The organism is Carnobacterium sp. FSL E2-0243, assembly GCF_038003605.1.
Classification (GTDB): domain Bacteria; phylum Bacillota; class Bacilli; order Lactobacillales; family Carnobacteriaceae; genus Carnobacterium; species Carnobacterium maltaromaticum.
The window spans coordinates 784,541-803,090 of record NZ_JBBOPM010000001.1; the positions used below are offsets into that span (position 1 = coordinate 784,541).

The window sequence follows — 18,550 nt, forward strand, 5'->3', positions numbered from 1 at the left end:
TAATGATAGCTCCTTACTGCTAAAGTAGGGAGCTATTTTTGAGTATTAAGAATTAAAAGGAGTTTAACCAAATGAAATTAACAGTTAGAAATAAAAGAATTGCTGCATTTGTTGGTGTCGTAATTATTGGTATAAGCATTGGAATTGGGTTTTCTTTAACGAATAAGGAAAAATTTGTTACAAATTTAGAAAAAATGGTTCATGAAAAAAATATCTCAAGTTTACAAAAATCAATAGTAGTCGGAACAGAGGAAGTAAAAGTTAGCAAAGATGAAATAAAGTCATTAAATAGCTATTTGAAATCAGATAATAAAATTAAAGAGTCTTTTTTTGCCGATTTAAAAGAACAAGCTGTAGAAAAGCAACAGGAAGAACAGACAGCGAAAACTTTTGAGATTATTTCTAAGGGAAGAAAATGGTTAATTTTCCCCAACTACCGATTAAAAGTCAGACCTAACTATCTTACTGTAAGTACGGATGCGACTAATGTTATAATTAAGAATCAAGAAAATAAAACAATTCCATACAATAAACAAAAAAAACAATACGGTCCGATTTTTCCAGGAATGTATGACTTTAAAATAGAGTTGCTATCGGATATGCCAAAAATAGAAACGAATTACGACAAAGTGGTTGTTTGGGATAAAAATAAAAATTTAGAAACTTATTTAGCAAAATCAGCTGAAAAGGATAAACAGTTTACTGAAAACTTAGCAACGGTGATTGATCTATTTTCAGACGAATATGCAGCTTTTATGGGTGGTGGTTTCGTAGATGCTGAGAATAAGGCCTTAAAAGATTTATCAGCGGATCTAATGGAGATACGCCCTTTGATTGAATCACTTTACTATGAATATAAGGGCATAACAGTAAATAATGACTCAATTAAACTGAGTCAGAAAAATAATCAATGGACGTTAAACGTAATGGTATTTTTAGATTCAAATTCATACATTGAGTCATCTTTACTCCCAGGAAATAAAATGGAATTAGAAGAGAGTAAAGTCTACGAATACCACTTAATTTATAATAAAAAAGGTAGAAAATGGGAAGTTGATAGCCGTGATGAAGGTTTTGGAAAGAGTACAGAATGGAAAAATAGTACCGAAATAGCATCACCAAAACCTAAAGTCTATACCTGGAAAGGTGAAGGAGAACAGCTGAATTCGCTTTAAGAAAAAATGAAATGTGTTTAATGAATATGTTGCTTCAATTGGCCAACTTTACTAGGAGAATAAACTAATGCTAAAATAGAGGAAGTTAAATTTTAAGAATAAGAATTCCTATGAAAAGAGGCCGCTAAAAATGGAAATAGACAAGTTACTCACTTTTAAAAAAAGAGAAGAGTTACGAGAGTGGCTACTAGCTAATAGTACAACTGAAAAATATTGCTGGGTCATTGTGACTATTAAGCCAAAATTAGATACATTGCTCTATCTGGATGTAGTTGAAGAAGCCTTATGTTTTGGTTGGATTGATGGCGTGAAAAAGAAATTATCTGAAACACAAACAGCGCAACGTTTATCCCCAAGAGCTAAAAAAAGTCCTTGGACAGAGCTAAATAAGGAGCGTGTTCGTCGTTTGGAGAAGTTAGGTTTAATGACAGACGAAGGTCGGAAAATTCTACCAAGCGATATTTATCAACCTTTTAAAATTGATTCAGTCATAGAAGAAAAGTTAAAAGAAGATCAGCAAATTTATGAGAATTTTATGGCGTTTCCAGACTTGTATAGAAGAATTCGTATCGATACAATACAAACGAATAAGAAAGATGCTGTATTATTTGAAAGCCGCTTAGCCAAATTAATTGAACAGACAAAAGCCAACAAACAATACGGGGCATGGCATGATAATGGCCGATTGATTGAAGATTCTATTGAATAATAATACGTGAAATCATTAAGAAATTTCAAATTTATCAACTAGATACCCCTTGCTCAATTAGATTATGTTAAAATAAAACTTCCACTATTAAACGGCTTGATACTAAAAGTACGCAAGAAAGGAAGTTGATGTATGTTAACTAAAAATATCCAAGGTAAACAAGAATGTCCTTACTGTGAAAGACCAGTAGAGGTTGTCTTTATTCCAGATCGAACCGCAGCTGAATTGGAGTATCGCGAGTGTCCATATGAGGATTGTGGGCTAGATATTTTACAAATGGATAAAGGCAGTAACGAAGCAGAAATTTTAAAAGCTAGATAAAGAATAAATTAAATACGGGTAAAATTGTAGCAACTGGGAGAAGTCTTCTAGTTGCTTTTTTATTATTTCAATAAAAATAAAAAACAGTATATACAAAATGGTATATACTAGTATATAATAAAAAGAAAAGAAAGCGTTTTATCCAATGGAGAATAGATAGAAAAACTTATCTTAAGGAGTGACAATAAAATGACATATGGAATGATTGCTACATGGCGTATGGCTTATGATGGTGTTGCATCAATGACAGAAGCGTTAAAAAACGGTGAAGGCGCAGGCACTGCTTTGGTTGAGGCGATTAAAAAAGTTGAAGATTACCCGTTTTATAAATCGGTGGGGTATGGAGGCTTACCTAATGAAGAATGTATTCTTGAGATGGATGCTGCTTATATGGATGGAGATACATTTGATATTGGAGCAGTTGCTGGTATTCAAGATGTGAAGAATCCAATTGCAGTAGCTGAAGCTTTGAGTCATGAACGATTCAATTCCTTTTTAGTAGGTGCAGGGGCAACAAAATTTGCTAAGCAAGCAGGTTTCGATTGTCGAAATATGGTAACAGCACGTGCTAAGCGTTTATGGGAATTGCGTTTGGAAGAAATCCAAAAGCATAATTTAAGTCCTTATGATGGTCACGATACAGTTGGTGCAGTTGCCTTAGATTTAAATAAAAAAATGGTAGCAGGAACTTCTAGTAGTGGTCTATTTATGAAAAAAAGTGGACGTGTTGGGGATTCACCATTATCTGGTTCTGGCTTTTATGTCGATAGTGAAATTGGTGGTGCAACGGCTACAGGTTTAGGAGAAGATTTAATGAAAGGGTGTTTAAGCTACGAAATTGTCCGCTTAATGGGAACTGGTATGCATCCTCAAGCTGCTGCAGATCAAGTGGTTTATGGTTTTTCTGATTTACTAGAAAAGCGGAAAGGGAAAGCCGGAGCATTTTCATTAGTCTGTATGAATAAGAACGGTGAATGGGGAGTCGCAACGAATGTTGAATTTTCTTTTGCAGTCGCAACTGAAAAGGAAGCTGCAGAAATTTATTTAGCATATCCTGCCGAAAATAAAACGACGAGAATCGAAGTTGCAGATAAAGCCTGGTTAGATGCCTATGAAGCGCGAATTAAAAAGCCTGTAGACTAAAGTAAAGTAAGGATTAAGCAAAGGAATGGTGCAACAAAATGGAAACCAACAAGCAAGGTATTTATATAGAGGTAGCAGAACAATTACATGAACGAATTCAAAATGAAACGTACAGTGCAGCGCAAAAATTGCCTTCCGAATATGAACTAGCCAAGGAATTTAAGGTTAGTCGGTTAACAATCCGTAAAGCAGTAGATGAGTTAATTAAAAAGGATATTTTAATTAAGTATAAAGGCAAGGGCACCTACATTATGACCCAACAGCAAAAAATTCAAAGTGGTCGTGGTGGGTTGCAAGGATTTACTGAAGCGGCAGAAGCTTATGGGTTAAGTTCGAAGACTCATGTCATTGAATTTGAGTTGGTTGAATCAGCACCAGATTCCATTTTAAAAGCGTTAGAATTATCAGAAGGAGATAAATTGTACCATGTCAAACGTTTAAGATTAGCCAATGATGAGCCAATGACAGTGGAAGATATGTATATTGATGAAAAATATTTGCCAACTATTAATCAGGAGTTAGCTAGTCAGTCTTTATTTGGCCTAATTGAAAAAGAAGCCGATATTGCCTATTCTCATCAAGAAGTAGAAGCCGTTTTAGTTAATGAAGACATGAGTCAGCTGTTAGATGTTTCAATTGGAGATCCGATGCTGCTAGTTCATTCTGTGACCTATTCCGTAACAGGTAAACCATTATTACATGATACATCCTATTACCGAGCGGATAAATACACATTTAAAAATACATTGCATCGTTTTAAGTAAGTTAGTCAAAGTATTTCCTCGCAGTTTTACATTCATTGGAACTGCGAGTAAAAAATAGTATTAGATTAGATAGGAGGAAAAATGATGAGTAAGAAAAAGATTTATTTATTTTGTGATGCAGGGATGTCAACAAGTATTATGGTTAATAAAATGCAAGCGGTAGCAAATGAACATGGGATGCCTTTAGAAATTTCAGCCTATCCAGTTGCTAGGGCTGCTGAAGTTGTAGAAACTGAAAAACCGATTTGTATTCTGCTAGGTCCACAAGTTCGCTTTTTATTACAAAAAACAAAAGATAAATTTGAACCATTAGGGATTCCTGTTGGAGGGATTGATCCCGAAATTTATGGCATGATGGATGGCGAAAAAGCGTTAAAGGAAGCCTTGAAGTTGATTAAAAGTCAGAAAAAATAAAAATTGGAGAGGAGCATAAGAAATGAAAAAAGTTTTAGACGGTATGGAACGTGTATTGATGCCACTTGCGAAGATTATTGGAGAGAATAAGTATTTGATTGCGATTCGAGATGGCTTTTTGATTTCGACACCGATGCTAATTATTGGTTCATTATTTCTTTTAATTGCCAACTTTCCTTGGACGCCATTTGGTGATTTTATGGCTAGTTTTTTAGGAGCCGATTGGGCTTCTAAAATGTCTGTTCCAGCTTCAGCTAGCTTTGATGTCATGGCGATTTTAGCAGTCGTAGGTATTGGGTACAGTTTAGGGAAGCAATTTGATATTGATGCCATTGCAGCAGCAGTTTTATCACTGGTCACTTTTTTTATGGTAACCCCATTTTTTACAAATTATACCCTTGAAGGGACCGAAGAGGTTGTTCAAGTTACGAGTTTACCGTTAGAGTGGATGGGTTCAAAAGGTTTATTCCTAGGCATTATTGTTGCCTTATTGGGGACCAGAATCTTTGCGGCTGTGATTAAAAAAGGGTGGGTGATTAAAATGCCACCGGGTGTTCCACCAACAGTTGTGAAATCATTTGAAGCGCTAATTCCAGGATTTATTGTTATCTTTATTTTCTTTGTTATCAGTTGGGTATTTACGTTAACATCCTATGGTAGCTTGCAATTATTTATTTTCCAATTTTTACAAACACCGTTATTAAGCTTAGGAAATACACTAGGTGCAATGGTGATTGCCTATTTATTCTTACATTTCTTCTGGTTTTTTGGAATCAATGGTTCAAGTGTTGTTGGAGCTGTTTTTAATCCAGTGCTGAGAGCTTTATCAGTTGAAAATCTAGATGCCTATAAAAATGGCTTGCCAATTCCGAATATTATCACAGGTCAATTTCAAGATATGTTTGCGACGTTTGGTGGGGCAGGTTCAACTCTTTCTTTAATTGTCGTCATGATTTTTGTTTGTAAAAGCCAACGAATTAAAAAATTATCACAACTGTCCCTTGTTCCTGGAATTTTTGGAATTAATGAACCAATTATTTTTGGCTTACCCATTGTTTTAAATCCAATTTTATTGATTCCGTTTGCATTAGTTCCAACGATTAATATCGTGATTGCTTACTTTGCTATGTCTTGGGGCTGGGTACCTTTTACAAATGGAATTCAGTTGCCTTGGACGATGCCAATTATTATTTCTGGGTTTTTAGTTAGTGGTTGGCAAGGGGCTGTATTACAAGGCCTGCTCTTTATTTTGGGAATGTTTATTTATTATCCATTTATTAAAGTGCTAGATGACCAATATTTAATTGATGAGCAAGTAGCTACGGTTGCTGAAGAAGAGGATGATATTTCCTTTGACGATTTTGATTTTGAAGATTTATAAGAGGTGAAAAAAATGATTAAAGTAGTTTTAATTTTAAATCATGTCCAAGCCGGCATGGGGAGTGATGAAAATGCACTATTAGCTCCAGGTGGAAAGAAAAGCCCGATTGGACCTGGGATGACTTTAGAACCATTAATTGAATCTTTTGGTGGTACTATCGTAGCAACTCTGTATTGTGGCGATCGTTATTTTTTAGAAAATGAAGCTGAGGTTAAAAAGAAATTCATTGGTTTTTCTAAAAAATTTGAAGCAGATGCTGTTTTATGTGGTCCTGCCATGCACTATCCAAACTTTGGAGAAATGTGTGGTTCGCTAGCCAAAGCTATGAATGAAAATGGGATCCCAGCCATTGCTGCGATGTCAGCTGAAAATCCAGCTACTGCAAACTATCAACATGATATTCCTATTGTAAAAATGCCTAAAAAAGGCGGAATCGGTTTAAATGATTCCTTTAAACATATGGCGCAGTTAGTTGTGGCAAAAGGAAAGTTGGAAGATACAGCGCGTTTAGAAGCGGAATTTTGTTTTTAAGAAAGAACAGGGCGAGGTGAAAAACGGATGCATGAACAAATAAAAGCAGCTGTTAAGGGAAAAGAAGCCGAATTTTTGGCTGGATTGAAAAAAGTCATGAAAGTGGATAGTGTTAAAGGTCTTGCTGAAACTGGAGCTCCTTTCGGGAAAGGTCCGAAAAAGGCTTTAGAAACAGCCTTAGATTTAGCTAGCGCACTGGGTTTTGAAACAAAGATAGTTAGTGATGCTGTGGGGTATGCTCAATATGGAACGAATAATGACGAGTATATTGGCGTTGTTGGGCATTTGGATGTTGTTGAGGCCGGTAGTGGTTGGTCTTATCCGCCGTTTGATTTAACCCTAGAAGCCGGAGTTTTATATGGCCGTGGTGTCTTAGATAATAAAGGACCAGCCATCAGTACCTTATATGCTTTAGCTGTGTTAAAGGAGTTAAATATCCCTTTGAGTAAAACGATTCGGATTTTATTTGGTACAGATGAGGAAAGTGGTTCAGCCGATATCCCTCTTTATTTAACCACCGAAAAACCGCCAATCTATGGATTTACGCCAGATTGTAAGTATCCAGCTGTATATGGGGAGCGTGGCTTAGTTGGGATTGAAATCGTAACAGTAATGCCTGAAAAAGAGGTAAAACAGATCTCTAACTTTAAAGGGACTTTTACTCGTAGTTCCGTACCCGATCATTTAGAAGTTACCTTGAAAAACGGGGAAGAAATTCTGATTGAGGGCAAACGAGCTCCAAGCAATGCACCTGAAATGGGAGAGAATGTTCTGACTAAATTTGCTGAAATAGCAACGAATGAACACTTTTTTACAGGGGAATTAGCTGATTATTTTAGCTGGTTGGCAACAGCACTCCACCTTAAACATGATGGGTCTGGTTTAGGTATTGATTTCTCAGATCATGCTTCAGGAAAATTAATGCTAACACCCTATGCGTTTAAAATAGAGAAAAACAAAGTTCATTTAACACTTTCAATTCGCTATCCGGTCTCTGTCACTGAAGAAAACATTCTAGTGGAATTGAAACAGCATTTACCAATGGATAGTCAACTTCAAATTATTCGGAAAATGCCTGCAACTTCGTTTCCGTTAGACCATCCTATGTTAAAAATAATGCAGGAAGTCTATGAAGAATGTACAGGAATGGATGGTACACCAGTGACTACAACAGGTGCAACGTACGCGAGAACTATGCCAAATATTGTTGCTTTTGGTCCGTCTTTCCCAGGTCAAAAAGGGATTGCTCATAATAAGGATGAATATATGGATTTGGCTGATTTAATGAAGAATATGGAGATTTACGCAGTGACTATGGCTGAATTAGCTAAATAAAAATAGGGAAGAACACGCTCATATTGAGATGTGTTCTTCCCTATTTGGGATTAATGGGTATTAGAATACCAGAGGGCTAATTGTAGCAAAATGCCAACTAAAGCCATCGAGCCAATCAATAAAAGATGGAATTTTTTATGCATCACGATAATAGCGATAAACTCACGAATCATTGCATTTGGCCAAAAGTAAAAGGCTGTTTTTGCGCCAATACCTTGAGCATTTAGGCCAGCTTTTTTCGCATAAATTCCAGCACGGAACAAATGAAAATTATTTGTTGAAAAGATAACTTTGTATTTTTTTCCCTTCATTCTAGTATCCATAATCTCTTTCGAATAGAGCATATTTTGTAAAGTATTTACAGAACGGTCCTCAATTAAAGCATCGTCTGCCGGCAAACCATGTTCAATAGCGTAGGCTCGCATAGCAACAGACTCGGCTAGTTTTTCGTCATCCCCACGCCCACCTGAAAAAATAATTTTTGGTGGTGAGGTTTTAGCTGCTTGCCGATCGTAAAATGCCAGGGCTTTTTTGATACGATTTGCTAACAAAGGTGGGACGATATGTCCATCAATTAAGCCACTTCCTAAAACAATGACAAAATGTTTATTTAAGCGAGGACGATAAAGTTGATAAACGAGCGAAGCAACTAAGAAATTGACGAAGATAAAAAAGAAATAAAAGATAACTAGATAAATAAAGCTGATAATCGATACAACGTAACTAGGAAACAGGGCATTTAAATCGAAAAAAGAAAGTATAATCATAAACAAAATACCAAAGCCCAAGAAGAGTGTGAGTAGATTCGAAAAGTTACGTCCTTCTTTTTTTATTACAGTTCGTGCATTCCAAAATGAGAAACCCATTAATAAGACCGCTCCAAATAGAGCAAAGAAAGAAAAAATTGCAACAAGAATAATAAAAATAGTCATTAAAATGGGGTTTTGTGTCTCATAAGCTTGAAAGGCAAGTAACATACAGCCTGAAAATAAGAATAGATTTAATAAAAAACCATTGATAATTTTACGTCGATCTTGAATGTAAGAGACAGCAAAAATAATAAAGAAAAACAACGTTAGATAATATAAAACCATAATTTCCTCCTAAATAATCATAATACTTAAGGACAGTATAACAAAAAAAGAGCAATGATAGAATAAATGAGGTTGTTTTTAATAAATTAAGTGAAATATTAGAGTAAAATGAGAAAAAATCTGGTAAAATAAATAAAAAGAGATTAGGAGAAAGACTATGGACGTAAAACGTTTTGGAACTAAAATTGACGAACAAGACTATCATATCCGAATTGGGGTCTATATATTGATCTTGAATCAAGCGAAAGATCAACTATTGTTAGTTTCACCACCAAATGGGGCCTATCTATTGCCAGGGGGCGAAATAGAAGGAAACGAGACAAATGAAGAAACGCTTCATCGAGAAGTTATGGAAGAATTAGGCTGTGAAATTGAAATTGGAACATATCTAGGTGAAGCTGAAGACTTCTACTATTCTACATTCAGAAAAAAGTATTATCATAATCCCGGCTATTTTTATGTAGCCAAAAGTTGGCACAAAAAATGTGCGCCTTTAGAAGATTTTAATGGGTTAGAGTGGATGGATATTCCCACAGCAATAGAAAAATTAAAACGCGGTAGCCATAAATGGGCAGTTGAACAATATCTAGCATTAGAAAAATAAAAAAAGAGGCTGGAATTTTTCCAGCCTCTTTTTTAGTATTAAATTTCTTGGAAAGCAACAGCTTTGACAGTCACATCAATATTACCGCTAGTTGCTTTAGAATATGGACAAACGTGGTGTGCTTTATCAGCAAGTTCTTGAACTTGATCTAACTCTTTACCTTCAATAGCAACATCCAATTCAACAGCTAATTTAAAACCATTATCACTTGGATCAGAAAGTAGCTCAACTGTAGCTGTAACTTGAGATTTTCCGCTAACTTTTTCTTGGCCCATAACAAGCTCTAAGGCAGAATTAAAGCATGCGCTGTATCCTAAAGCAAATAATTGCTCAGGATTGCTACCTTGTCCTTTGCCACCCATATCTTTAGGTGTAGAAATTTTAACTGAGAAAGAACCATCTGGTAAATGACTTTCACCATTACGACCACCTGTATTAATCGCTTTTGTTTGGTACAACTGTTTAGAATCTGGCATAATAAAAACTCCCCTCGTATCTTTTTAATCTTACTTACTTATTTTACTCTTTAAAAATAAATAAATCGAATCATCTGCTCAAAGACTATTTGCCTATCAAGTATAGGTCTTATTTTAGTTACTCATACTTAAAAAAGTTAAAGTAGTTAGACAGGGTTTTTAGGAGTTGAGGCAGACAGCTTTTGGATTGACGACTGTAGAGTGTAATGCTATTCTTAAATCAAATATAAATGAAAAAATAGGAGTGATTGGAATGCCATTTGTCCATATTGAAATGTTAGCTGGCAGAACAGCTGAACAAAAAGCACAACTTGTTAAAGATGTAACCGAAGCAGTAATGAAAAATACTGGAGCTCCAGGAGAAAATATCCATGTTATTTTACGTGACATGGAACCTTCTGATTATGCTCAAAATGGTCAATTAAAAGGGTAGTAGGATAGAAAATACAAATAAACTCCCAGCAGATTAGATTGAAAAAATCTAATCTGCTGGGAGTTTTGTTACTATCTAAATACTGCTATTTGTTAGTCATTTGGAACCTTGGTATTAAAAGGCAAATTTTTCAATAGCTACTGCCACGCCATCGTTTACGTTTGTTTCAGTTACATAATCACTAATCGCTTTAACAGTTGGAACAGCATTGCCCATCGCTACGCCTATTCCTGCGTAAACTAGCATGTCACTGTCGTTTTCGTTGTCTCCAATAGCCATGATGTTTTCACGAGGAATATTTAAAATTCCTGCTAAATCACGAACTGCTTGACCTTTGCTAGCATCTTTATTCAACACTTCTAAATAGAAAGGTTCACTTTTTAAAGTCGTATATTTTTCTGTAAAACCAGCTGGAAACTTAGCAATAGCCGGATCTAAAATTTCAGGTGGATCAATCATCATCATTTTGCTAATTTCAATGTTAGGATCCATCTCTTCAACCCTACGATATTTTAAAGACATATTCGTCAACATCGCTTCATAAACACTGTAGTAGCCAATATCTTTATTTGTTGTATAAATACTATCACGGTCAATGGCATGACAATGAACACCAAGTTCTTGGCTTAATCCCTCGATTTCTAAAAAGTTATCAAAGTCCAAAGTATGATGAGCAATCGCTTCACCATCATGGGCTGTTTGAACCAAGGCACCATTGTAAGTAATGACATAATCGCCTTCTTCTTCTAAATTAAGCTCTTTTAATAAATGAGTCACGCCAGGTAATGGGCGCCCTGTACAGATAACCACTTTAATACCTTTTTCCTTCGCTTCAGCAATCGTTGCTTTTACTCTAGGACTGACAACACGCTCTGGGGTTAATAACGTTCCATCTAAATCAATTGCAATTAATTCAATACTCATTTTTTATTCATTCCTCCAATTCATTTTTAGGGTGCACAATAGCACCATTTTTTATATAGTGTGTAAATTCTTCAAAAATAGCTTCGAAAAGATTGATTTCAGTCGTCACTTTAGGTGTTAAAAGTTCTTTTGGAAAATAAAAGCGCTCATCTCCACGAGTTTTTCCTGTGATTGCCGCAACAATATCACTAGCTTTCGACAACTCAATAAAACTGCCATCTGCTTGGACTAACTCAATTTGGGTTCGTGTATTCACAGTTTCAGGACGATAAAAATCATACGGCAAATCAAAACTATTATTTAATGCCGTGTAGTAATCAGTATCATAGCCAGCTTCGGTAATCAACATCTTCATTTTTTCGATGATATCTAAATCAGTTGCTAAATCAAATGAAACAGATTTAAATACATGTCGATCAAGAAAACGATGTGCCAAATCACTTAAAACCGAATCCTTTTCAGTCCGCCATTGGGTAAAATAAGTGTTTAGAACGCCGTCGTCAAGATTAAGATAATCCGTTAGTGAAAAGTTCTTTTCAAAAAAAGGAGCAAGTAACTGAACCGGCGATTGGAATTCATAATCAGGGCTCAAATAAAGTTCTTTTGCTCGTTTCAATAGATGGTTTAAGATGACCTCCATACTTCTTGAAACAGGGTGGAAATAAACTTGCATATACATTTGATAGCGACTAACAATGTAATCTTCAACCGCATGCATCCCCGAAATTTGGAAAGAAATTCCCTCGTTATAAGGGCGGATGACTCTCAAAATTCGAGTTAAATCAAATGTACCATAATTAACCCCAGTATAATAGGCATCACGCAATAAATAGTCCATACGATCGGCATCAATTTGACTAGAAATTAATTGAACAACTTGCGGATTTGGATACGTTTTTTGAATGACACTCGCAACTTTTTCAGGAAAATCAAAACTAACTTGTTTCAAAATTCGATTGACTTCCGTTTCTTCCGAAGTAATGATTGCCACCGTAATAGCTTCATGATCCGTCTCAAAAATCCGTTCAAAAGTATGAGAATAAGGGCCGTGACCAATATCATGTAACAAAGCGGCACAAAGGACCACTAAGCGTTCTGAATCATCCCAACCTCCGTCGCCAGGGACAACCATTGGAAAGTTTCTAGAAAACTTATCACAGATTCGTCTAGCAATTTCATAGACACCTAGTGAATGAGTAAAACGCGTATGTTCTGCACCATGAAACGTATAAGAAGATGTACCTAGTTGCTTGATTCTGCGTAATCTTTGAAACTCACGGCTATCAATTAAATCTAAAATGACTTGATATTGGACATGGATGTAGTCATGGACTGGATCACGAAAAACTTTTTCAACAGGCAGTAGTTGATCTTTATACGGGACAAAATTCATAACAACAACTCCTTATTCAAATTTTCTTGCAACATTTGTTCATTGCGTTGCACCATTTTTCCGAATGCTACTTGGTAATCAGCAACTAAATCAGAATCATACTGTCCTTTAATTAAGGTATTATTATTATCAGACAAGGTTTTTAAAATCATTTTTTTGACATCGGAAACTGAAAATGACGTATCTAATAGTTCTTCTAGTGTAGCCATAACCGCAGGGTTTACATGTGGAAATTTCCATTTAGTTTCTTCACCTTGCAGCCCTTCATGGTAAAAATCATGTAACATTTCAGCACGTTTTTCTTGATTGCCGTTGACACTCAAATAAATCATAACACCAATTCCATTCCGTAAGCGACGTTGGGCAATCCCAGCAAATTTCTTGCCATCAATACTTAAATCAAAATCGCCCGGACAATAAGATTCCGTAATTTCGTATGCTTCAATTGATTTCCCATAAGCTTTGAAGGTGTTGTGAATCAAGCGAAACATATAATGGTAGCCTTCATCAATACTGATTTTATGAGTTGGATTGTCAGGAAAAATCATTGAAAGATTTAACACACCAGCATCTGCTACAACAGCTAAACCGCCAGCGTTGCGAACGATATAATTTTTATTGTAACGGGCTAAACTGTCTAATCCAGTTGAAAAGTGGGGCAATTTTGTATCCATCATACCTAAAATAACAAGCTCGTCCGCCGTCCAAAAATGCAAAACTGGTTCTTTTTGGGCTTCTCCAACACGTTTAATTAAACTATCGCCTAATGCGAAATGAGATAAAAAACGATTAGAAAAAGGCATAGTATCAGAGTCGTACAAGGTATAGCTTTGTTCTTTTAAATAATCAATCTGTTTTACTTCAGACATGTAATCCTCTTCCCTTATAAGCTAAAAATTAGCATGGATTCTTTATTCATTAATCTAATCGGATATCAAAGCAAACGAACTTATTTTTGCTCTGAACTCCTTCTACCTAGCTATTATAACAAAAATAAGACAAGATAGCCGATATTCTGCCGAATTTTAAAAAAATGCTAAGAGTTTGGCAGATTTCTTGACCTGAATTTGCTAAAAAGGCTATACTGTTTACAATTGATCAAAGTGAGAACATTTGTAAAGGTAGGTGAGAGGATGACGAGCCACATTCAAAATTTGGCAGGTCTAACAGATAATCAGTTAAAAGAAATCTATCAAGTCATGTGGGAAATCCGTTTTTTTGACGAACAAGTTGAAGCTCTATTTCGTGCTGGAGAAATTCATGGAACAACGCATTTATCGATTGGGCAAGAAGCAACAGCAGCAGCTTCAGGATATTTATTAAAGACAAGCGATTGGATTACCTCAACCCATCGCGGTCACGGACATACAATCGCAAAAGGAACCAGTATGACAGCTATGATGGCGGAACTATTTGGTAAGAAAAATGGCACGAATCACGGCAAAGGCGGCAGCATGCATATTGCTGAATTGGCAACTGGAAACATCGGATCCAATGGAATTGTTGGAGCTGGTTATCCAATTGCAGTTGGAGCCGCTTTGAGTGCTCAAATGCAAGGAACAGGAGCTGTGACTATTTGTTACGCTGGAGATGGTTCAACAAACGAAGGTAGTTTTCATGAAGCCTTAAATATGGCTTCCATTTGGAATTTACCAGTGATTTTCTTCATTGAAAATAATCAGTATGGTATGAGCAGTAAGATTGATCAGATGGTTAACATTCCTAGGCTGGCTATGCGCGCAGATAGTTATGGTTTCCCAGGAGTCACAATTGATGGAAATGACATCATTGCTGTTTTGGATGCGACTCAAACAGCTATTAAAAGGGCGCAGGACGGGCATGGACCGACTTTGATAGAAGCTCTAACTTATCGTTTCAAGGGGCATTCTAAGTCAGATAAGCGTGTCTATCGAACGAAAGAAGAAGAAGAGCAATGGCAGATCGAACGAGATCCCCTAAAATTGACGGCGACACTCTTTGAACAAGAAGGAGTTGCTAGTGAAATAGAACTAGCTGAAATTAAGCACAAAGCGCAAGTAAAAGTGGCAGAAGCCGTAGCAGAAGCTCGACTGGGTGAAAATCCAACGCTAGCTGATTTATATACGGATGTGTACGCAGAATAGGAGGGACTAGTTTTGAGAGAATTAACTTATATTGAAGCCATTAACGAAGCGCTAGATGAAGCGCTGGCTGAAGATCAAACAGTCTTTTTATTAGGCGAAGATATTGGTGTATATGGTGGTGGCTTTGGAGCAACGAAAGGCTTAATCGAAAAATACGGGAGTCAACGGATTCGTTGTACGCCAATATCAGAAAGTGCGATTGCTGGAGCAGCAGTTGGCGCAGCGATTACTGGCTTACGCCCAATTATTGAATTGCAATTCTCCGACTTTATTACGATTGCAATGGATCAACTTGTAAATCAGGCGGCAAAAATCCATTATATGTATGGGGGAAAAGCTCAAGTTCCCTTAGTGATGCGCACAGCAGGCGGTTCGGGAACAGGTGCGGCTGCTCAGCATTCCCAAAGTCTAGAAAATTGGACGGCTCACATCCCTGGCTTAAAAGTTGTACAACCAGCGACTGCATATGATGCAAAAGGTTTGCTGCATGCAGCGATTGCTGACAATAATCCCGTGATGTTTTATGAACATAAACTTTGCTACAAAACAGTTTCAGATGTTCCAAATGAAAAATACATTATTCCCTTAGGCGTGGCTGATATCAAACGAGCAGGGAGTGATATTACCGTAGTTGCAACAGGAATTATGGTACACAAAACATTAGACGTTGCAGAAGAATTGGCTAAAAAAGGCCTTTCTTTGGAAGTTATTGACCCAAGAACATTGGTACCATTAGATACTGAAACGATTATTAATTCTGTGAAAAAGACTGGACGTTTATTAGTGGTTCATGAAGCGGTTAAACGCAGTGGTTTTGGTGGAGAGGTAGCTAGTGTCGTGGCAGAAAGCTCGGCTTTTTACCAACTAAAAGCCCCAATTAAGCGACTAGGTGGAGCTGCAGTACCTATGCCTTATCAGAAAGACTTAGAAAAAAATGCGATTCCTCAAGTCGAGGATATTTATCAAGCAGCCTTAGAATTGATGGAAGCAAGCTTCGTTAAAGAGAAGTAGAGTGTTTGACTAAAAAAGCGAAATGGTGAAAATAGCCATTCTTCCAATTCCTATTTTTCTGCCGGAGCTGATCGGCTCAACGAACTTTTTATCAAGGCCAGTTCTTTTGAGCCAGTCCTTCGGAAAAAAGATAAATTCCCAAAAAAAGTAAAGAGCCACTTTTCTTGGAATTTCCTATTTTTCTGCCAGGCCTAATCGGCTCAACGAACTTTTTATCAAGGCTAGCTCTTTTGAGTCAACTCCTCGAGAAAAAGATAAAAATTCGAGAGGACAAAAAGCGTCCTATCAATTTTTCCTATTTTCTTGCCGGAGCTACCCGACTCAACGAGCTTTTTATTCAAGGCTAGTTCTTTTGAGCCAGCCCTTCGGAAAAAAGATAAATTCCCAAAAAAGTAAAGAGACACTTTTCTTGGAATTTCCTATTTTTCTGCCAGGCCTAACCGGCTCAACAAACTTTTTATTAAGGAGAACAGACAGACAATGAAATACACTGAGGATCGACGGAAAATTTTAAAAGTAGCCACGATGTATTATTCAGAAGGTTTAACCCAAGCTGAAATTGCCCGCAAAATTGGAATTTCTCGTCCAGTTATTTCAAAGTTGTTACGAGAAGCGCGTGATCTTGGTATTGTGGAAATTTATATCAAGGATGAAAATGCTTATTCAATATCTTTAGCCTTAGAAATCGAAAAGAAATTTCAACTTAAGGATGTTATTGTCGTGCCAGATGGACAAGATAATTCTCCAGCAACTTTAAAGAAAAATGTTGCTAGAGCGGCAGCCTTATATGTTGCAAATAAATTAGATCAAGTTAGCAGTGTTGGCGTTAGTTGGGGAACAACTGTGGCTGAAGTTATTGATGAAATGCCTTTTCTTAGCTATCCAAATGTAACGATTCATCCTTTGGTAGGAGGGGTTGCTAGTCATCATTTGTTTTTAGATGCCAATCATTTAGCTTTTTTATTTTCGCAAAAATGTTCAGCTAAATGTACCTATTTTTATGCACCAGCTTTGGCTGAAAGTAAAGAATTGAAGCAGATATTAGAAACATCAAGTCTTGCATTGGAGGCCTTGAAAAAAGCCAAGCAAGTCGACATGGCAATTATTGGCGTTGGAAATCCAGTTACATCAAGTACCTGGGAAGAACTTGCTTATATTCATAGTGCTGAATTAAAAAAATTAAAAGAACTAGGTGTAGTAGGTGATGCAGTGGCTTCATTTTTTGATGCTACAGGAAAAGAATTAAGCACAGATTTAACTCAGCGTTTGATGGGCGTGACAATTGAAGATTTACGCAAAGTTAAGAATGTCATCGCTGTTGCATCAGGCTTGGATAAAATTTTAAGTATTAAAGCTTTGCTAATGGCTGGTATATTAGATACTATAGTAATTGATCAAAGAATGGCAGAAGAATTAAGTCAGTCAACTGAAATAGAAAATAAAGGAGTAGAATAAATGGATTTAAAAGCAGGTACAGATGTAAAAATTCATCTGGAGACACAAGTTACACAATATGCAGAACCAGAAAAACATGTTTTCGATGTAATGGGACAAATGGTACAAATGGGTTCTGGTCTTTATTTACGTTATATAGAAGTAGAAGGTGACATCGAAATTCCAGTTACTATTAAAGTTGAAGCCGATGGCACAATTACATTAATTCGTGCTGGTGAGACGCGAACACGATTGCGTTTTGGTAAAGGTGAACGTTATGTTACAAATTATAATACCCCTCAAGGAGTCGTAGCTTTAGAGACTATGACAAATAAAATGCAAGTCAGCTTAAGAGATCAACCCTTTTCTGGTGAAATAGAAATCCACTATGATTTGTATTTAGGTGAAGAAAAATTAGGAGAATACAAATTACAATTGCTTTTTACTGCCTAATTATTGTATGATAAAGAGTAGACTGTTGAAAGGACGTGGCGAATGTGGAATTAAAACAATTTGACGGTATGAAAAAAGAAGAATTGTCGATGATTGAAGTAGCTCATGCCATTTTAGATGAAAAAGGAGATGTCTTAGAATTCTCTGAATTAGTAACGGCTATTCAGAAATATTTAGGCATTACTGTTGGTAAAATGAAGAAAAATACCCCTCAATTTTATACAGATTTAAACATTGATGGAAGTTTTATTTCTTTAGGTGAAAATCGTTGGGGCTTACGTTCATGGTTCCCGATTGATTCAATTGATGAAGAAGTGTCTCATTCGAATGAGGAAGAAGATGAAGTTCCACGTCGTAAAAAACGTAAGAAAGTCAGTGCTTTTGTTCCAAATACAGATGATGATGATGTAATTGATTATAACGATGATGATCCAGAAGACGAAGACGTTGTTTTAGTTGACGAAGAAGGTGTCGTTATTGATGATGAAGAAGAGTCAGAAAACGATTTAGTCGCTTACAAATCAGATTTAACTGAGATTGGTGCGGATGAAGACGAAGAAGACGAGTTGCCAGATGGTATTGAAGGTTCATTGACTTTAATTGAAGAAGATGATGAAGATGAAGATGAATTTGCTGACGAAGAAGAAGATAAAATATAAGAATAATAAAGAACGATACGTTATTGAATAAAATTATGAGAAAAAGCATAATTTCCTTGACGATTGGCTCTTTAGATTGTATTATCTTTATTGGGCTCCCTAAAGAGAAATCTTGCAGGACCAATGAGATAAAATGATAATCAAGCTCCCTGTTCATTATGAATGGGGGGCTT

Annotated in this window: 21 protein-coding genes; 16 read left to right on the forward strand and 5 right to left on the reverse strand. The window is 36.3% G+C overall.

Annotated features, from left to right (window positions below):
* Window positions 1–71: 71 nt before the first annotated feature.
* The 9 genes from MHI00_RS03540 to MHI00_RS03580 all read left to right on the forward strand — a co-directional run bounded on the left by MHI00_RS03540 (window position 72) and on the right by MHI00_RS03580 (window position 7,773).
* A complete protein-coding gene (locus tag MHI00_RS03540; protein WP_010051364.1) occupies window positions 72–1,175 on the forward strand; it encodes a TcaA second domain-containing protein in 1,104 nt (367 codons plus the stop codon).
* A gap of 130 nt (window positions 1,176–1,305) precedes the next feature.
* Window positions 1,306–1,884, forward strand: a complete 579-nt coding sequence (locus tag MHI00_RS03545; RefSeq protein ID WP_010051367.1) for a YdeI/OmpD-associated family protein — start codon at window positions 1,306–1,308, stop codon at window positions 1,882–1,884.
* 132 nt (window positions 1,885–2,016) lie between these two features.
* Window positions 2,017–2,205 carry a hypothetical protein gene (locus MHI00_RS03550; protein WP_010051370.1) on the forward strand — a complete coding sequence of 63 codons (189 nt, stop codon included), beginning with the start codon at window positions 2,017–2,019 and terminating at the stop codon, window positions 2,203–2,205.
* Window positions 2,206–2,394: 189 nt separating this feature from the next.
* Window positions 2,395–3,348, forward strand: a complete 954-nt coding sequence (locus tag MHI00_RS03555; protein ID WP_229252226.1) for a N(4)-(beta-N-acetylglucosaminyl)-L-asparaginase — start codon at window positions 2,395–2,397, stop codon at window positions 3,346–3,348.
* 38 nt (window positions 3,349–3,386) lie between these two features.
* The gene (locus MHI00_RS03560) at window positions 3,387–4,112 is read left to right on the forward strand and encodes a GntR family transcriptional regulator, LSA1692 subfamily (RefSeq protein ID WP_287429326.1); all 726 of its coding nucleotides are present in this window, start codon (window positions 3,387–3,389) and stop codon (window positions 4,110–4,112) included.
* Window positions 4,113–4,196: 84 nt separating this feature from the next.
* Window positions 4,197–4,526, forward strand: a complete 330-nt coding sequence (locus tag MHI00_RS03565) for a PTS sugar transporter subunit IIB (RefSeq protein WP_010051373.1) — start codon at window positions 4,197–4,199, stop codon at window positions 4,524–4,526.
* Window positions 4,527–4,548: 22 nt separating this feature from the next.
* Window positions 4,549–5,907, forward strand: coding sequence for a PTS cellobiose transporter subunit IIC (celB, locus tag MHI00_RS03570; RefSeq protein WP_010051377.1), 1,359 nt, complete (start codon window positions 4,549–4,551; stop codon window positions 5,905–5,907).
* Window positions 5,908–5,919: 12 nt separating this feature from the next.
* Window positions 5,920–6,438 (forward strand): GrdB-related putative oxidoreductase, encoded by a 519-nt coding sequence (locus tag MHI00_RS03575; RefSeq protein ID WP_010051379.1) that lies wholly within the window; start codon window positions 5,920–5,922, stop codon window positions 6,436–6,438.
* A 27-nt stretch (window positions 6,439–6,465) separates the two neighbouring features.
* Window positions 6,466–7,773 (forward strand): Sapep family Mn(2+)-dependent dipeptidase, encoded by a 1,308-nt coding sequence (locus MHI00_RS03580; RefSeq protein WP_341111145.1) that lies wholly within the window; start codon window positions 6,466–6,468, stop codon window positions 7,771–7,773.
* A gap of 50 nt (window positions 7,774–7,823) precedes the next feature.
* Here MHI00_RS03580 and MHI00_RS03585 read toward each other — a convergent pair whose 3' ends face one another.
* Window positions 7,824–8,867, reverse strand: coding sequence for a YdcF family protein (locus tag MHI00_RS03585; protein ID WP_341111147.1), 1,044 nt, complete (start codon window positions 8,865–8,867; stop codon window positions 7,824–7,826).
* 157 nt (window positions 8,868–9,024) lie between these two features.
* On the opposite strand from MHI00_RS03585, the gene MHI00_RS03590 reads away from it, so the two are divergent.
* Window positions 9,025–9,471 carry an NUDIX hydrolase gene (locus MHI00_RS03590; protein WP_015077312.1) on the forward strand — a complete coding sequence of 149 codons (447 nt, stop codon included), beginning with the start codon at window positions 9,025–9,027 and terminating at the stop codon, window positions 9,469–9,471.
* 38 nt (window positions 9,472–9,509) lie between these two features.
* Here MHI00_RS03590 and MHI00_RS03595 read toward each other — a convergent pair whose 3' ends face one another.
* Window positions 9,510–9,947, reverse strand: coding sequence for an organic hydroperoxide resistance protein (locus tag MHI00_RS03595; RefSeq protein ID WP_010051383.1), 438 nt, complete (start codon window positions 9,945–9,947; stop codon window positions 9,510–9,512).
* A gap of 253 nt (window positions 9,948–10,200) precedes the next feature.
* Here MHI00_RS03595 and MHI00_RS03600 point away from each other — a divergent pair, with 253 nt between their 5' ends.
* Window positions 10,201–10,380, forward strand: coding sequence for a 2-hydroxymuconate tautomerase (locus tag MHI00_RS03600; RefSeq protein ID WP_010051384.1), 180 nt, complete (start codon window positions 10,201–10,203; stop codon window positions 10,378–10,380).
* A 114-nt stretch (window positions 10,381–10,494) separates the two neighbouring features.
* Here MHI00_RS03600 and yidA read toward each other — a convergent pair whose 3' ends face one another.
* Genes yidA through MHI00_RS03615 form a run of 3 tightly spaced genes read right to left on the reverse strand, consistent with a single transcriptional unit; the run spans window position 10,495 to window position 13,566 of the window.
* Window positions 10,495–11,304: a sugar-phosphatase gene (yidA, locus tag MHI00_RS03605; RefSeq protein ID WP_341111151.1), complete on the reverse strand. Its 810-nt coding sequence runs from the start codon at window positions 11,302–11,304 to the stop codon at window positions 10,495–10,497.
* 7 nt (window positions 11,305–11,311) lie between these two features.
* Window positions 11,312–12,697: an HD domain-containing protein gene (locus tag MHI00_RS03610; protein WP_015077311.1), complete on the reverse strand. Its 1,386-nt coding sequence runs from the start codon at window positions 12,695–12,697 to the stop codon at window positions 11,312–11,314.
* Window positions 12,694–13,566, reverse strand: a complete 873-nt coding sequence (locus tag MHI00_RS03615) for a lipoate--protein ligase family protein (RefSeq protein ID WP_187958575.1) — start codon at window positions 13,564–13,566, stop codon at window positions 12,694–12,696. Before MHI00_RS03615 ends, MHI00_RS03610 begins: the two co-directional genes overlap by 4 nt.
* A 264-nt stretch (window positions 13,567–13,830) precedes the next feature.
* Here MHI00_RS03615 and MHI00_RS03620 point away from each other — a divergent pair, with 264 nt between their 5' ends.
* The 5 genes from MHI00_RS03620 (at window position 13,831) to rpoE (ending at window position 18,377) form a co-directional block, all read left to right on the forward strand.
* Window positions 13,831–14,820 (forward strand): thiamine pyrophosphate-dependent dehydrogenase E1 component subunit alpha, encoded by a 990-nt coding sequence (locus MHI00_RS03620; RefSeq protein ID WP_057001289.1) that lies wholly within the window; start codon window positions 13,831–13,833, stop codon window positions 14,818–14,820.
* Between the two features lie 12 nt (window positions 14,821–14,832).
* Window positions 14,833–15,831: an alpha-ketoacid dehydrogenase subunit beta gene (locus MHI00_RS03625; RefSeq protein ID WP_229252228.1), complete on the forward strand. Its 999-nt coding sequence runs from the start codon at window positions 14,833–14,835 to the stop codon at window positions 15,829–15,831.
* Window positions 15,832–16,311: 480 nt separating this feature from the next.
* The gene (locus tag MHI00_RS03630) at window positions 16,312–17,286 is read left to right on the forward strand and encodes a sugar-binding transcriptional regulator (protein ID WP_332489795.1); all 975 of its coding nucleotides are present in this window, start codon (window positions 16,312–16,314) and stop codon (window positions 17,284–17,286) included.
* On the forward strand, window positions 17,287–17,718 hold the full coding sequence (locus MHI00_RS03635) for a DUF1934 domain-containing protein (RefSeq protein ID WP_010051394.1): 432 nt from the start codon (window positions 17,287–17,289) through the stop codon (window positions 17,716–17,718).
* A 44-nt stretch (window positions 17,719–17,762) separates the two neighbouring features.
* Complete coding sequence (rpoE, locus tag MHI00_RS03640; RefSeq protein ID WP_010051396.1) at window positions 17,763–18,377, forward strand: DNA-directed RNA polymerase subunit delta; 615 nt, start codon at window positions 17,763–17,765, stop codon at window positions 18,375–18,377.
* The last annotated feature ends 173 nt before the right edge of the window (window positions 18,378–18,550 follow it).

Bases quoted from the DNA above. Each gene is read 5' to 3' on its own strand.
- MHI00_RS03555 (WP_229252226.1), top strand. From the start codon at position 2,395: ATGACATATGGAATGATTGCTACATGGCGTATGGCTTATGATGGTGTT.
- MHI00_RS03580 (WP_341111145.1), top strand. From the start codon at position 6,466: ATGCATGAACAAATAAAAGCAGCTGTTAAGGGAAAAGAAGCCGAATTT.
- MHI00_RS03595 (WP_010051383.1), bottom strand. From the start codon at position 9,947: ATGCCAGATTCTAAACAGTTGTACCAAACAAAAGCGATTAATACAGGT.
- celB (WP_010051377.1), top strand. From the start codon at position 4,549: ATGAAAAAAGTTTTAGACGGTATGGAACGTGTATTGATGCCACTTGCG.
- MHI00_RS03600 (WP_010051384.1), top strand. From the start codon at position 10,201: ATGCCATTTGTCCATATTGAAATGTTAGCTGGCAGAACAGCTGAACAA.
- MHI00_RS03630 (WP_332489795.1), top strand. From the start codon at position 16,312: ATGAAATACACTGAGGATCGACGGAAAATTTTAAAAGTAGCCACGATG.
- MHI00_RS03565 (WP_010051373.1), top strand. From the start codon at position 4,197: ATGAGTAAGAAAAAGATTTATTTATTTTGTGATGCAGGGATGTCAACA.
- MHI00_RS03585 (WP_341111147.1), bottom strand. From the start codon at position 8,867: ATGGTTTTATATTATCTAACGTTGTTTTTCTTTATTATTTTTGCTGTC.
- MHI00_RS03615 (WP_187958575.1), bottom strand. From the start codon at position 13,566: ATGTCTGAAGTAAAACAGATTGATTATTTAAAAGAACAAAGCTATACC.
- MHI00_RS03575 (WP_010051379.1), top strand. From the start codon at position 5,920: ATGATTAAAGTAGTTTTAATTTTAAATCATGTCCAAGCCGGCATGGGG.
- MHI00_RS03545 (WP_010051367.1), top strand. From the start codon at position 1,306: ATGGAAATAGACAAGTTACTCACTTTTAAAAAAAGAGAAGAGTTACGA.
- MHI00_RS03610 (WP_015077311.1), bottom strand. From the start codon at position 12,697: ATGAATTTTGTCCCGTATAAAGATCAACTACTGCCTGTTGAAAAAGTT.
- MHI00_RS03635 (WP_010051394.1), top strand. From the start codon at position 17,287: ATGGATTTAAAAGCAGGTACAGATGTAAAAATTCATCTGGAGACACAA.
- yidA (WP_341111151.1), bottom strand. From the start codon at position 11,304: ATGAGTATTGAATTAATTGCAATTGATTTAGATGGAACGTTATTAACC.
- MHI00_RS03590 (WP_015077312.1), top strand. From the start codon at position 9,025: ATGGACGTAAAACGTTTTGGAACTAAAATTGACGAACAAGACTATCAT.
- MHI00_RS03620 (WP_057001289.1), top strand. From the start codon at position 13,831: ATGACGAGCCACATTCAAAATTTGGCAGGTCTAACAGATAATCAGTTA.
- MHI00_RS03540 (WP_010051364.1), top strand. From the start codon at position 72: ATGAAATTAACAGTTAGAAATAAAAGAATTGCTGCATTTGTTGGTGTC.
- MHI00_RS03550 (WP_010051370.1), top strand. From the start codon at position 2,017: ATGTTAACTAAAAATATCCAAGGTAAACAAGAATGTCCTTACTGTGAA.
- MHI00_RS03560 (WP_287429326.1), top strand. From the start codon at position 3,387: ATGGAAACCAACAAGCAAGGTATTTATATAGAGGTAGCAGAACAATTA.